We start from the raw sequence: 15,166 nt of genomic DNA on the forward strand, positions 1-15,166 counted from the left end.
TTCCGATACCAATGGATTTGATATTACATCAAAACCTTTGGTCGCAATCTAAAATCCAAAATCTAAAATCTAAAATCGATTGACGATCGCCCCAAAGTCAGCCAACACCCGCGCGTGATTCCGCAGCAAACCCAGCAAATTCAACCGATTTCGCTTAATTTCCGGGTCAGAGTCCATCACCAAAACGCTTTCTGGCCCGTCGAAAAAGTTGCTGACAGTCGGAGCAATTTCCGTCAAACTATCTACCAACTGCTGGTAATTCCGAGTTTGTTTGGATAGCAGCGTTTGCGGCACTAACTGCACTACTGCATCGTAAAAAGCTTGTTCAGACGACTTTTGAAATAACTCCGGTTTCACCGCCGTTTTCGGTTCCAATTCTACTTTATCCAAATCTCCTTGGGCCGCCAAACGAGTTGAACGGTTGACTGTTTCGTAAATTAGATCCAAAGTCTGGTTATTGCGGATTTGTTGTAGGAAAAGTGCTCTTTCCAGTGCGTCCAACACATCTCTCAATGCTCGTTCAGTATATTCTGGGTCGTTTTCTCCCAAAACGGCATTTACCAAATCGTAATCTACATTTTTTTCTTCTTGCAACAAAGTCCGAATTCTTTGTAAGAAAAACTCGTATAACTGTGACAGCAACTCCGCAGGTGTTTCTGGCCGCGCTGCGGTAAATTCGGCAACAATTTCTGCGAGCAAATTGTGCAAGTTTACTGGCAACTGAGCCGCCCAAATAATGTTAGTTATTGCATTGGCTGCGCGGCGCAAAGCGAAGGGATCGGATGAACCAGTCGGCAACATTCCCAAACCGAAGATGCTGACTAATGTATCTAATTTGTCGGCTATTGCGACAACTTGACCTGTGAGAGTTTGGGGTAAATTGTCGCCCGCACCTTTGGGCAAATAATGTTCAAAAATCGCTGTGGCTACTGTTTCCGATTCGCCACTTGCTAAGGCGTATTTCTGCCCCATGATTCCTTGCATTTCGGGAAGTTCGTAAACCATTTGGGTTACGAGGTCGGCTTTGCAAAGTAAGGCTGCTCTGGCTATATCACCTTGCTCTTCCTCTGGGATTGGCAGTTGATTGACAATTAAACTGGCAATCTTGCACAGTCGATCGACCTTGGCGCGCACAGTCCCTAAATCTTCCTGGAAAGTAACTTTTTCCAACTTGGGCAAATAATCCTCTAGAGGCTTTGCCAAGTCTGCTTTGTAGAAAAACTGACCGTCTGCCAATCTCGCCCGCACTACTCGCTCGTTACCAGCGGCAATAATCGCCGCTTTAGCGGGATCTCCGTTGGAAATTGTAATGAAATAGGGCAGAAGTTCGGGATAATCTGGGCTTTTGAGGATGGGAAAATACCGCTGGTTTGTAACAATAATTGTGGTAATTACTTCCGGCGGCAATATCAAAAATTCTTCGTCAAATTTGCCGACAACTGCGTTCGGCCATTCTACTAAGTCGGTGACTTCTTCTAACAAATCTTCGGTAATGGCGGCGTAACCGCCTTGTTTTGTTGCTGCGGCTTCTACTTGTGCTTTAATTTGATTTTTGCGCTGGGTGCGATCGACCTCTACGCAAGCAGCCCGCAGACACTCGACATAATCCTCGGCTTGGGGAATCGAAACCCCTCCCAGGGGTGTAGGGGGGATGTATAACACCCGGTGTCCTTGGGAAATTCGATCGCTCTTGACCGTATCCGAACCACTCACCAATGTAATTGGCAGTACAGTATCATCTAACAGCGCCACGATCGATCGAATCGGGCGCGGAAACTTCAAATCTCCGTCAGCCCACCGCATAAATCTTTTGCCTTCTAACTTATTAATCCACTGCGGCACAAGTTCTGTCAAAATATCCGCACTCATCCGCCCCGGAATCTTTTTGAGCACAAACACAAAATCGCCTTTATCCGTAGCCCGAACTTCCAAAGCATCAATTTCTACGCCCTGCTTTTTCGCAAAACCTTCCGCTGCTTTCGTCGGTTTGCCATCTTTAAAAGCCGAACTCGCGGGCGGCCCTTTTACCTCTTCTTCTCTGTCTAATTGCTTAACTGGCAGCCCTTTCACGAGAACAGCCAAACGCCTCGGAGTAGCGTATACATTAATTGAGTCATTTGTCAAGGATTCTTCTGCCAGCGTTGCAGGTACAAGTCGCTGCCACTGCTGGGCGCTGCTTGCGACAAAAGATGCGGGCAATTCTTCTGTACCGAGTTCTAATAAAAAATTAGGCATATCGCACCGTAATGGAATTTTGTTTAGGGTAATTTAAGGTAATTTATCCGATCGCGCGATCGTATATCTGAAATATCTGAAAAATACTCAAAAATCCAGGATACCACGTAAAATCGGGGGTGAAAGACAAATAGCTCAACAGCTCATGACCTTGGCCCAAAGACTGGCACAAGATTGGAAGTCTCGACTTGAACAAGATTGCCCGGACGAAAATTCTAGCACCCGCGAGAGTGTTGTCCGCTGGCTGTTGGGAGACAAGCCCGAAAGATTTGACACTCTTAGCCCAACTCAATTGTCTGTCGCCTCTGGGGCGATCGACTTTTTATATCGAATTTTGATTTCTCGGTATCTAGGAGTACCGCCAGAAAAAGCTTACCGCAACTTGATCGGGCGGCTCGGCGGTTTGGTTGTGCTCCGGCAAAAAATCCAAGCGTGGGTTTCCCTGAGTCGCGACAGACAGCGGAGTGCGGTGGAGGTACTACAAGAAGTGATTCAGGAAATGCTCAATTCCGATCGCTACCTGCAGCAGCAAGTCGCCTGGATTGCCGAATGCACCTCAGACAGACGCCTCCGAAATGCTTTGCTGCTAGCGAGCACAGAAGAATACTGCTTGCGGCCGATCCGCAACCAGCCGCTGTTGGTGTACCGTTTTGTCAACTACCTGCGGCGTGCCCAGCGGGGCGGGTTGACCCAAGTGCCTGCTGGAGACTGGGTGCGGCTGGTGTCGGAACAGGTTCTACCGGACGATACAGACGAACCGCTTAGTCTGCTAGACGAACAGGCGATGTCCGAGTATCGAGAAAATCAAGCTTGGGAAGAGCAGCAAACTCAGCGGCAGATTGTCCAACAAGAATTTGAGAATTACTTGGCTGCTGAAGTCGATCCGCTGGCTTCTCGGTGGCTGCAGCTTTACCTGCAAGGTCGTTCCCAAGAGGCAATTGCCGAGGAGTTGAAGGTTCCGATCAAGCAAATTTACCGCTTGCGAGAAAAAGTCAGTTACCACGCGATTCGGGTTTTTGCGGTCAAACAAGCACCGGAATTAGTCGCCAACTGGCTGGAAACTTCGCTCAAAGAACACAGTTTGGGCTTGACTCCCGCCCAGTGGCAGCAATATTTACAAGACCTCACGCCGGTGCAGCGGCAGTTGGTAGAATCGCTGAAAGCAGGGAAAAGTGTAGAGACGATCGCATCTGAATTAAAGCTGAAAACCAATCAAGTCATCGGCGAGTGGAGCAAACTTTATTTAGCAGCTCAATCTCTCCGCAACGAGTAGATTGGTAAGGGGTGGCGGGCAATTGCTAATTGTTAATTGGCGGTAGCATTTTTCAGAATCCGCGCTACAAATCAATTCCCGCACAGCCACAGATAACTCCAAGTTGCCCCGTGGAAAACCGCGCGATGCCCCTTGTGTCCAATCAGGTTAGCTTGATCGGGATGTTGTAGCGCTGCCGTGACAAGCGAGTTTCTCGATCGTAGCCGCTACGTGATTTATCCGTGGAATCAATCCAAAATCGAAAATCTCAACTCCTCAAGCCCCCGAATTTATCTCGCGCAAGTCAATCCAAAATCTAAAATCTAAAATCTAAAATCGAATGACGATCGCGCTCCGAGACGATCGCAGCCCACTCTCTGAGGTAAGATACTAGCAGCACGATCGACTTTTGAGGATTTTTTAACCAATCCTAAATTCAGCGGTTGCCCGTAAATCATCGGTTGTGGTGCATCTCTAATACTTGTGCATTAAAGACATAATTCTATTGTTGCCAGCCACGGGCATCAATCTCGGGCGATCGATGATAGTGGGTCTAGACTGCGCTAGTCATCATCTAGCTCTCAATCTTTGGGTAGAATTTGAGGCTGCAATACAGCAGGGAGAAAATTCTGGGACTAAGGATGTTTCTTTAATAAAAGCTTCCGGTTGTTAGGCCAATTCCTCCGTCAGGGAAGTTGCAGCGTTTAATTTTATCGCATCAGGTTGGTGCGTCGCGCTCGATCGCGCTTCCAACTACAAAGCAGCTAATGGTACATACATCTTCAACACACTCGGCAGCTACAATGGACTCCGATCGAATATTTCACCTAATCGACACAGTTGTCCCCTTTGAAGCTTGCCTTTATTATCAAGTTTTGCCTTTATCTCTAGAAGGTAATCTATTTAAATTGGGCGTAGTCGATGCTCAAGATGACTCCGCCTTGGACTACGTGCAGCGGATTTTAGCTTACATGAATTGCTCAGTCACAACAGAGCCAATTGCCTCGGAAACTCAGCGCTCGATGCTCTCAGCTTACTTGCTGCACGGCAACCAGCTCCGAGAACCCAGCCAGACAGAAACCGCCGCAGCCCCAAAACCCAAAAATCCCCCATCAGCAACTTCAGGCCCCAATGCAGCAACGCTGCTGTCTGTGCCACAACCCTCAAGGCCCGCTCCTGAGCGGTTTAAACCTGCTAGCGCTGAGGTTCCCCCGACACCGACACAGCTATCGGTTTTGAATGTCGAGGCCTTGCACTTGTCAAGCCCCGTCGAAGTTGTGGCAACTTTGCCCGCGCCCCAACTGCTGCAAGAATTGCTCGGTAGAGTGCTGCGAGAGGGTATCGGCCGCCTGTTTTTTGAGCGGCACCAGTCCCAAGGTCGCATTCTTTGGAGTCAAGATGGTGTTTTGAAATCGATGCTTGAAGGTATCGATATCGTGCTTTTCCAAGAGGTCATCGATGAGTTGAAACGGCTGACGGATATGCCTGTTGGCCCGGTGGAACAAGCCAAACAAGTCGAAGTTGAGCGCATATACCAAAACACTCATTTGCTGTTGCGCTTGCGGGTAATGACGGTGGGTGGCAAGGAAGAAGCCACCTTGCAAGTTTTGCGGGGGGCAGCTTTGAGGTTTTACCAGCAGCAGCAGTTGTCTACTTTGAGTCGGGACGCGCTGCGGCTGGCCGAAGAATTGCAGCGGAAAGTGAATCAAATTCGCGATCGAACTCGGCTTTCTCCTGTGCCTTTAGAGGGGTTGCCCGCTTTGGAACAGGTGATTAGAAATGTTGACGACCAAATAGAAGCTTTGCTGCACGAACATAATCCCGATTAGCCATAATCAGCAATAGATCACTGTTTTGATTTTTTTTTTAACTCATATCGTTTCCGGTTTTATCGGAATGATTTAACCGCAGAGGGCGCAGAGAACGCAGAGGGAGAGAATACAGAGAGGAATAATTCCGATGCTACCGGATTTGATATCACATCAAGTCTGGTCAAATAATAATAATTACGTTTGTAGTGAGGACTCAAGTCCAAGCGAGTTTTATCATAACTCAAGTCTTCATTACAAACCAATTTGATTGCAATTGTGCGAGGTGATATCTAGTCCGGTCGATTCCCTCCGCTTCGCTTCGCCCGAAATCAGGTAGGGGCGGGTTCACCAATAATATCTGCCAATAATTGACAATCTCAAAAACCCGCCCGGCCGGGATATTATGGTCAATCGATCGGACATAATATGACACAATATTATACAATTTCCAAAAAAGAATGCAACTGTATGCGCGTCATCTAAACCCTGGTAGCCATCATTCATTCCCAATCTAAAATCTAAAATCTAAAATCTAAAATGGTATTAGCCGTGCTCGAAAATATTGTTGTACTGCAATAAATCCAAACTCACAAAAACTGGCAAACACTGAAAACATTGCTGTGCAATTTCCCAGCGTTCTTCTCGCTGCAACATAGCAGTCAACTTTTGTTTAGCGCTCAGCAAATAGCGAACATCATTAGCAGCATAATTTAGTTGATCGTCCGAAAGATTAGTCGCATTTCCCCAGTCGGAACTTTGAGATGTTTTATTTAATTCTACCTTTTCGAGTTCTAGAATTAATTCTTTCAATCCGTGTCTGTTGGTATAAGTTCTAGCAAGTTTACTAGCTAGCTTGGTGCAGAAAACTGGTGCAATGTCAATACTTAAATTGTAACGCATTGTTGCCATATCAAAGCGCGCAAAATGAAATACTTTCTCAATATTTTCGGCTTCCATTAACTTCTTTAAATTCGGGGCTGCTGTCTGGCTTTTGGCAATCCGCACCACTGCAACTTTACCTTCGGGATTGCACAACTGCACCAAACACAAGCGATCGCGCCACGGTAGCAAACCCATTGTTTCGGTATCAACGGCGATCGCCTCCGCAGTCAAATAATAAGATAAGAGAGAATCGGGAATATCACCATCGCACACTTGAAAATCTGCAAATTCCATTATTAGTAATTTTTGACTGTTGACTGTTGACTGTTGACTACCTTCTTCCTTCTTCCCTCTTCCGACTTCCCTCGGACTGACATCCGTTACATCCGTTACATCCGTTACATCCGTTACAGAATCCGTTGCCGAACTTCCCTCTTCCTTCCGCTTACCGACTGCGGACAAAAAGCTGAGTAAAATAATACTCGCCTTTGGCATTTTTCGCAACCCCAATACCGGTCACATTAAACTGACCTTCCATATTTTTGCGGTGGCCGTCACTTTTAATCCAACCTTCAACAGCATTGCGTACCGGGTCACTGTAGCCCATATTGTAAGCAAGATTTTCAGCTACACTTTGATAAGGAATCGTAATTGCTTTCGCCCGCCCCTCAAATCCATCGTGGCTAAAACTTACTTTACCCTTAGCCATATCTTCGCTGTGAATTCTTGCTATCTGAGTGATTCGCGGATCGACACTCAGCGGCGGCAACTTTTTAGATGCTCGGTATTGATTTATCTGTTGGTTAACCGCTTTTTCTAAGTCAGTAATAGCACTCGAAGCAACCTTAGTATTCATGGGAGTTTGTGGCAGCGATCGCGTAGGAATAAAGGTGTCACACTTAGGCAGGATTGTCAACAATCCCAAGCAAATCGAAATCAAACCTTTGGACATGAAATCAAACGAAAAATAAAGTTAATTGTTACCATTAGTGTCAACTTAATGCCAAAAGTAATATGAGTATACCGTCTGACGATGAGCCTCTCGATCCCCCTTAATAAGCGGAGTAGGGGTTGACTTTGAACGCTTCCAGTCCCCCCCTTATTAAGGGGGGCTAGGGGGGATCTAGACTTCGATACAAACGAGAGATACAAAGGATTTTAGTCTTAAGTTGACACCAATTAATTGTTACCAATTCCTACAGAGCGATCGCCCCACATTCCGCTAACCTAGATATTCAGAACCTTCGCTACAGTGTTCACGTCTTTATCGCCGCGTCCGGAACAATTAAGCACAATGCGCGGATTGCCTGTTAACTGCGGGCACAAAGTCTCTAAATAGGCGATCGCGTGAGAAGTTTCCAAAGCCGGAATAATCCCCTCCAACTGCGAAAGCCGCTGAAATGCTTCCAGCGCTTCTGCATCAGTAACACTGTAATATTCAGCCCTACCAGCATCCTTCAAATAACTGTGTTCCGGCCCCACGCCCGGATAATCCAAACCCGCACTAATCGAATGCGGCTCAATCACTTGACCTTCATTATCTTGCAGCAAATAACTCATCGCGCCGTGCAGAACTCCCACACTTCCCTTAGTCAAAGTAGCAGCGTGTTTATCAGTTTCCACACCTTCGCCCGCCGCTTCAATACCGATCAATCTAACAGTTTCTTCCCCGACAAACTCGTGGAAAAGACCCATTGCATTAGAACCGCCGCCGACGCAAGCTAATAAAATATCCGGCAAACCACCCCACTTTTCCTGACACTGAGCCCGCGTTTCTTCACCAATTACCGCATGGAAATCGCGTACCATCATCGGGTAAGGATGCGGGCCGGCTACGGAACCGAGAATGTAATGAGTTGTTTCGACATTTGTCACCCAGTCGCGAATCGCTTCCGAAGTCGCATCTTTCAGCGTTCCCGTACCCGCAGCCACCGGCCGCACTTCGGCTCCCATCAGCCGCATTCTAAACACATTTAAAGCCTGTCTTTCCATGTCGTGAACGCCCATGTAGACAACGCATTCTATGCCGAAACGAGCGCAAACTGTGGCAGTAGCAACGCCGTGTTGACCGGCACCAGTTTCAGCAATTACCCGCTTTTTGCCCATGCGTTTTGCCAGCAATGCTTGAGCTAAAGCGTTGTTGATTTTGTGAGCACCGGTGTGGTTTAAATCTTCGCGTTTGAGGTAAATTTGCGGGCCAGTTCCGTCTGCTTTAGCGTAGTGTTCGGTGAGGCGTTCGGCAAAATACAAAGGGCTGGGGCGGCCGACATAATCTTTGAGCAATTGTTGGAGTTGCTGTTGAAATTCCGGTTCGCTGCGGTATTTGTGGAAAGCGGCTTCTAGTTCAAATAAAGCGGGCATCAGGGTTTCGGGGACGTATTTGCCGCCGAATTTGCCGAATCTGCCGAGAGAGTCGGGGCGTTGGGCGCTGGTTTCGGTGGTGAGAGGTAGGGGGGTGACTGTCACGAACTTTGTGGGGATAATGGGACAGATTTTATTATATCTAGTCTATGGGGCTGTGGGCGATCGGGTGTGCAAATCGCTGAAAGGTCGATTCGGTCGTTTTCGATCATCTCCAAAATTGAGTATTTGAAGAAAATTTATGCTTTATACGTGTTTATACGGAATGGGTATATTCAAGAGTGAATATATTCAGCAGTGAAGTTAAGTGCATCTTTATCTCAAACATGAAATACAACATACAACTAAGCAAGGACAAATCATGAACTCTATTTCTATTCTGCTTCAAGAAGGCTCACAAGGCCCCGAAGTCACCAAGCTACAAGAAGGTTTGAAAAATTTAAATTTTGATCCAGGTATCATTGATGGTATTTTTGGGCCAAAAACTAAGCAAGCTGTCGTCAATTTCCAAAAGTCCCAACAACTGGTTCCCGACGGCATAGTCGGCGATAAAACTTGGGCTAAACTAAATGCAGCCAACAATCCACGTTTTAATTTTCAGGTAGTTAACGTACAAGAATTCATCTCTTCTGAAGGCATTACAGCGACAAATCCAAAAGCCGTAGCGGCACAATTGTTTAGGGGGTTGGAAGATGAAGAAGGAAGAATTTATGAAGAGATTTCAATTACATATTCCCGAGAAGGAACATCTGTAATTTTATACACCCGAATAGGTCTAGCTGACGATTCAGCCCGTGCAGTACGACACCGCGTTGAATTAAAACGCAACCAAAATAACTGGGGAATTATTTGGGTCGGACGGCAATTTCAGTGTCAACCAGGTCGAGGACATCAAGAGTGGTCTGGGATTATTTGCTCCTAATCGGGTTTTATTCCCTCGATATATAGAAACACTTCAATCAGTGCCAACGTTTCTATGAAGGTATCGGGTTTATCCCCACTTACTGGTGAAACTAATTGATTAGAACCCCGACAACTTCTGCGAAGTCGGGGTTCTTTGCTTGCGCCCGATCGCACTTAACCAACTAAAATTAAATTCCCCACCCATCTCAAACCCGCGCTTCAACAGAATTATCCATCTCCCTCTTCTCTTCCTGGACGCCCTCAGCGGTTCACTCCTCCAGAAACAACGGTAAACGATATAATTCAATTGAAACCGGGGAATGTGCGATCGCCCTGATAGCCCGCCAGGGAATGAATTCCCTGTCGAGAGAGCTAAAGTCAGTTTTAACTGACTGCTAATACCAAGTACAATCTATGTACAACCAACAGCAAATCTCAGAGATTATATTCCCTGAAAACTCACCTAAATCAACCATTCTCAAACACATTCTACAGTCCTCATAGCGAGGACTTTAGCTATGAGGCAGGGAATGAATTCCCTGCCGGACTGCCGGGCCCATCCGCTACCAGGCATAACTCCCAAGTACCCAACTACTATGAGTACATCAAAACCCAAAAACTCCAATACAAATAACCAATCAGGAAAACGAATTGTTTACTCCGAATTTGGCAACGTTGACAACTCGGCCGCCCTCCAACGGGGAGTTGCCGAAGTTCCCCCCAATCAACAAAACCTCAAAATCGAAGCATCCCGAAAAGGACGCGGCGGCAAAACAGTTACAGTCATCAGCGGCTTTCAGGAAAAACCCGAAACATTAGCAACTTTAGCCAAGCAGCTAAAAGCCCAATGCGGTACTGGCGGCACAGTCAAAGATAATGAAATCGAAATTCAAGGCGAACACAAGCAAAAGCTGCTAGAAATTATCACAAAGTTAGGCTACAAAGCTAAAATTAGTGGAGGGTAAATTAGTCAATAGTCATCAGTGTACGGGCGGGACGAGTTTATGATATACTTAGTTTTAAACATAGATGGTTGGTAAAACCCGCCCCTACATCGCACAAATTATATTGTCGCGAATCAACCAGAAATGATATTACCAATTACCGCCAATTTTTAATGTACACTCGACCTTTAGCTCGTTTAATCGAACAATTGCAGCGCTTGCCAGGAGTCGGCCCAAAAACAGCCCAGCGGCTAGCTTTACATATTTTGAAGCGACCGGAAGAAGAAGTGCAAGCCCTAGCTAAATCTTTGATTGATGCCAAACAGCAAGTAGGTTTCTGTCAAGTATGCTTTCACTTATCTGCTGACCCTGTTTGCGAAATTTGCCGCAATACCAACCGCGACACTCATACCATTTGTGTAGTATCAGAATCCCGCGACGTAATCGCTTTAGAAAAAACGCGGGAATATATGGGTAAATATCACGTTGTTGGCGGCGTTATCTCGCCAATGGATGGAATTGGCCCGGAACAATTGAACATTCAACCGTTAGTGCGGCGCGTCAGCCAGCAAAAGGTTAAGGAAGTAATTATTGCTATTAGTCCCAGCGTGGAAGGCGAAACTACTACTCTTTATATCGGTCACTTATTAAAACCTTTTACCCTAGTGACTCGCATAGCTTTTGGTTTGCCGATGGGGGGAGATTTGGAATATGCCGATGAAGTTACATTGGCTCGCGCTTTGGAAGGAAGGAGGGAGTTGGATTAGTTATAAGTTGTCCCGCATCTAAATTGTGTTTTCTGGCGGGCGGGACGCCCAACCCCTACTTTCCACAAGAACTCGATCGAGCTTAATCGCTCTTTTTTTACTCAAACGGAATAATTTTCTATTCGAGCAATTAGTTCTTCTATTGACAAATCCGGCAGTTGTGACAGCAATAGCGATAAATTTTCGGCAGACAATGCGAGCAAATTTGGGATGAGATTGACGGTGTTTACTTCTAATTGACCAAAGCGCTTTCTCAAGACATTTTCGGCGATTAAAGTTTGTACTTGTTGTCTATCTGCTTGGGCAATTGGCAATGTGGATAATTGCACTAACAACATAGTGAATTCACCAACAGGTAAAGCCGAGACAGAGGCAAAAAAGGCAATTATCTTAGCGTCTAAATCCCCAAATCTGACTTGCAGAAAGTTCTGCAAAATCAACCGCTGTGCTTCTTCTCTTCCTTCTTCTCTTCCTTCTTCTCTTCCTTCTTCTCTTCCTTGTTGTGTGGCCTCATCTATTTTTTGTTGTAACAGAGGTACGAGCGCCATAACTAACTCCTTATCTTCCTGATTTCCTGGGGTACTAGCTGCTAAATTTACTTGCAGATTCGCTTGCAGGTTGTACAATAATTCTAGCGTATTAGCTCGTAAGGGACTATCAACAGGCAATCTTGTTAATTCCGCGATCGCCCCTTGCTGTACTTTACCCTTACCTAAAATCCGCAACCACATCGTTTCTGGAACATTCGGTAGCTGGTGAATAGCTATCAATCCTACTCGCCAAACTTCCGATAGAAAATAAACCCCCCTCCCCCAACCTTCTGACTCTTGGGGAAGCATAAAATTAAAGCTCCTTAACAAAGCCTCCGAAGCAGTGGGAGTCAGAATCCACAACCGGGGTAATTGCTGAGATTCTAAACGTTGCTCTTCTCGATTAGCTCGGCGCAGTAATTCTGCCCTAGTATTTAAAAGTTTGACAACACAACTGAAGATATCCTCTGTATTGACGGCATTGCGAAATGGTTCGATCGCAGCCACAGTCGCAGTCATTTGACCTAATAAACCTAAATTTTCTACGTATTCAGGCGATACAGAAGTGGGTTTAAACCAGATATCAATTTCTCGAACTTGAGCAGAAACATCTTTACTGGTTTCTACTTCTCCTAGAGGTGACAATAACTCTCTTAGGTATTCTTTGGCAAACTGGTCATGGGGAAATTTAGTCATTCTTGGGAAGCACTTTATCCGAAAAAAACTAAATTAATTATATCTCATTTTAAAATAGTATTTATTGGCGATATCTTCTATGTTATACACCCAATGTTTTAAAAGATTCAGGTATCAAAGTATTCGGTTTTTTGAGGTGGGGTTACTTATTTAACCCAGATTTAGGATAAAATCTAAAATCCCAAATTGAGCGACTCTCCCCTGTCACTGCCGCGAAAGGGTAAACTGGACAAAGTTACCGATAGTAGTAAAAAATCATGACCAAATTCGATCGACCTTTAAGCTACCCCACAACCCGCAAAATCGACCAAACAGACGACTACCACGGCGTCAAAGTACCCGATCCTTACAGGTGGCTGGAAAATCCCGACTCTGAGGAAACCCAAGCTTGGGTGGAAGCCCAAAATGCAGTCACCTTCGGCTACCTCAACGAAATTCCGGCGCGGGAAAAAATCAAACAGCGCCTGACTCAACTTTGGGATTACGAGAAATACGGCATACCTTTCAAAGAAGGATATCGCTATTTCTACTACAAGAATGACGGCCTGCAAAACCAATCCGTACTCTATACTTTAACATCCCTCGACAGCGAACCCAAAGTATTAATTGACCCCAACACTCTCTCAGAAGATGGAACCGTTGCTTTGGGTAGCGTAGCTATCAGCGAAGACGGCAAATATATGGCTTACGGTTTGTCAACCTCCGGCTCGGATTGGCAAGAATGGAAAGTCCGCGATATCGAAACAGGTGCAGATTTATCGGATCATTTAAAGTGGGTGAAATTCTCAGGCGCCTCTTGGACTCACGACGGCAAAGGCTTTTTTTATAGTCGCTACGACGAACCCAACGAAAAAAGCAAGCACGAAGACGTTAACTATTACCAAAAACTGTTTTACCACCAAATCGGCACGCCCCAATCTGAAGACGTATTAATCTACGAGCGACCCGACCAAAAAGAGTGGGGATTCAGTGGCGGCGTCACCGAAGATGGCAAATACTTGATTATTTCAGTTTGGCAGGGAACTGAAACCAAAAACTTGATTTTCTACAAGGATTTAACTGCACCGGAATCAACCGTTGTAGAACTGATTAGCGAATTCGAGGCTGAGTACAGTTTCATCGACAATGAGGGCTCTATTTTCTGGTTTCAAACAAACTTGAATGCACCGCTGGGCCGCGTAATTGCGATCGCCACCAACAACCCACCTCCCTCATCCCTCGCTTGTGATGAAACCCCCCCGTCGCCCAGGGAGGGGGGGTTCACAGAAATTATCCCCGAAGCAGCAGAAACCCTCGAAGGCATAGGCCTCCTGAACAATCAATTTGTGGCTTCCTACTTGAAAGACGCCTACACCCAGATTAAAATCTTTAACTTAGATGGCTCTTTCGTGCGAGAAGTTGCCTTGCCCGGAATCGGTTCGGCGGGAGGATTCAGCGGCAAGCGGCACGACACCGAAACCTTTTATGCTTACACCAGTTTCACTGCACCTAACATCATTTATCACTACAATATGGTGACAGATGAAAGTACGATTTATCGGCAGCCCAATGTCGATTTTAATCCCGACGACTACGAAACAAAACAAGTATTTTACCCAAGCAAAGACGGTACGCAAGTACCCATTTTTATCACCCACAAGAAAGGCTTGCAGTTGGATGGCAATAACCCCACCTACCTTTACGGATACGGTGGTTTTGGCATCTCGCTAACTCCGAGTTTTTCTGTTAGCAGGATAGTGTGGTTAGAGATGGGTGGAGTTTATGCAACAGCCTGTTTGCGGGGCGGCGGCGAGTACGGCGAATCATGGCACGAAGCAGGCAAAAAGTTGAACAAGCAAAACGTGTTTGATGACTTTATAACTGGCGCTGAATGGTTGATCGAAAACAAATACACCAAACCGGCCAAATTGGCGATCGCAGGTGGTAGCAACGGCGGTTTATTAGTAGGGGCTTGCATGACTCAGCGGCCGGAATTGTTCGGTGCAGCGCTGCCGGCTGTCGGCGTTTTGGATATGTTGCGCTTCCACAAATTTACCATTGGTTGGGCTTGGACTTCTGAATACGGTTCGCCGGAAAATCCCGAAGAATTTCCCACAATTCACGGCTATTCTCCCTTGCACAATCTCAAACCGGGAACGGCTTATCCAGCGACAATGATTACAACTGCCGATCACGACGATCGCGTGGTTCCGGCCCACAGTTTCAAGTTTGCTTCTGCTTTGCAAGAAACCCACGCGGGAGAAAATCCCGTGTTAATTCGGATTGAAACGAAAGCGGGACACGGTGCCGGCAAACCCACTGCGAAAGTCATTGAAGAATTGGCTGATGAATGGGCTTTTTTAGTGCGCGAACTCGATATTGACGCTTAGCAAGCCGCGTTAGAGGGTGCGATCGACGCAGTTTGATGATTTAGATAAAAAGAGGCTGTAAAGGACGATCGTACTTTTTGAATTCAAGGGCGATCGTTCTTTTTTGTCACCGCAATCCTGGTATTAACATATATAATTTGTCAAGGTTTTTTTGTTAAATTTTGTAGCTTTAAGTTGCTATTATTACATGGCTGTGAGTTTACTGCACCCCAAAGTAGTATAAGTATAAATCTCTAGAAATGCCGTACTCTCAACTTTCAAGAGCGATCGCACCTCAAAGTCAAAATCTGCCAATTTTTAGGCAATTAATATTTTCAGTATATTTACAGTTCAAGCTGTCTGAGGAATGAGAATTAAATAACTTCCACTCTTGAAAGTGGGATGGGCGTCCCGCCCGTCCAAAAAGGACGGGCGGG

Annotated in this window: 11 protein-coding genes; 6 read left to right on the forward strand and 5 right to left on the reverse strand. The window is 45.9% G+C overall.

The window, feature by feature from the left end; genetic code table 11:
* Positions 1-69: 69 nt before the first annotated feature.
* Positions 70-2,235, reverse strand: coding sequence for a glycine--tRNA ligase subunit beta (gene glyS, locus QT987_RS14390; protein WP_333241053.1), 2,166 nt, complete (start codon positions 2,233-2,235; stop codon positions 70-72).
* A gap of 145 nt (positions 2,236-2,380) precedes the next feature.
* On the opposite strand from glyS, the gene QT987_RS14395 reads away from it, so the two are divergent.
* Positions 2,381-3,508, forward strand: a complete 1,128-nt coding sequence (locus QT987_RS14395) for a HetZ-related protein 2 (protein WP_333241054.1) — start codon at positions 2,381-2,383, stop codon at positions 3,506-3,508.
* Between the two features lie 746 nt (positions 3,509-4,254).
* Entirely contained in the window at positions 4,255-5,316 is a 1,062-nt protein-coding gene (locus QT987_RS14400) for a hypothetical protein (protein WP_333241056.1), read from the forward strand.
* 525 nt (positions 5,317-5,841) lie between these two features.
* On the opposite strand, the gene QT987_RS14405 is transcribed toward QT987_RS14400, so the two are convergent.
* From QT987_RS14405 to trpB, 3 genes are all read right to left on the reverse strand, one after another.
* Positions 5,842-6,474, reverse strand: coding sequence for a ribonuclease D (locus tag QT987_RS14405; RefSeq protein ID WP_333241073.1), 633 nt, complete (start codon positions 6,472-6,474; stop codon positions 5,842-5,844).
* Between the two features lie 151 nt (positions 6,475-6,625).
* Positions 6,626-7,132, reverse strand: coding sequence for a CAP domain-containing protein (locus QT987_RS14410; protein WP_333241058.1), 507 nt, complete (start codon positions 7,130-7,132; stop codon positions 6,626-6,628).
* Between the two features lie 275 nt (positions 7,133-7,407).
* Complete coding sequence (gene trpB / locus QT987_RS14415; protein ID WP_333241060.1) at positions 7,408-8,646, reverse strand: tryptophan synthase subunit beta; 1,239 nt, start codon at positions 8,644-8,646, stop codon at positions 7,408-7,410.
* A 256-nt stretch (positions 8,647-8,902) separates the two neighbouring features.
* On the opposite strand from trpB, the gene QT987_RS14420 reads away from it, so the two are divergent.
* The 3 genes from QT987_RS14420 to recR all read left to right on the forward strand — a co-directional run bounded on the left by QT987_RS14420 (position 8,903) and on the right by recR (position 11,155).
* The gene (locus tag QT987_RS14420; protein WP_333241061.1) at positions 8,903-9,463 is read left to right on the forward strand and encodes a peptidoglycan-binding domain-containing protein; all 561 of its coding nucleotides are present in this window, start codon (positions 8,903-8,905) and stop codon (positions 9,461-9,463) included.
* A 577-nt stretch (positions 9,464-10,040) separates the two neighbouring features.
* On the forward strand, positions 10,041-10,409 hold the full coding sequence (locus QT987_RS14425; RefSeq protein ID WP_333241063.1) for a translation initiation factor: 369 nt from the start codon (positions 10,041-10,043) through the stop codon (positions 10,407-10,409).
* A 152-nt stretch (positions 10,410-10,561) separates the two neighbouring features.
* The gene (gene recR / locus QT987_RS14430; RefSeq protein ID WP_333036394.1) at positions 10,562-11,155 is read left to right on the forward strand and encodes a recombination mediator RecR; all 594 of its coding nucleotides are present in this window, start codon (positions 10,562-10,564) and stop codon (positions 11,153-11,155) included.
* Positions 11,156-11,256: 101 nt separating this feature from the next.
* Here recR and QT987_RS14435 read toward each other — a convergent pair whose 3' ends face one another.
* Complete coding sequence (locus QT987_RS14435; RefSeq protein WP_333241065.1) at positions 11,257-12,381, reverse strand: flagellar assembly protein H; 1,125 nt, start codon at positions 12,379-12,381, stop codon at positions 11,257-11,259.
* Between the two features lie 257 nt (positions 12,382-12,638).
* Here QT987_RS14435 and QT987_RS14440 point away from each other — a divergent pair, with 257 nt between their 5' ends.
* Complete coding sequence (locus QT987_RS14440; protein ID WP_333241067.1) at positions 12,639-14,750, forward strand: prolyl oligopeptidase family serine peptidase; 2,112 nt, start codon at positions 12,639-12,641, stop codon at positions 14,748-14,750.
* The last annotated feature ends 416 nt before the right edge of the window (positions 14,751-15,166 follow it).

The sequence above is a fragment of the Microcoleus sp. SVA1B4 genome, from assembly GCF_036700545.1.
Taxonomy (GTDB): Bacteria; Cyanobacteriota; Cyanobacteriia; order Cyanobacteriales; family Microcoleaceae; genus Microcoleus.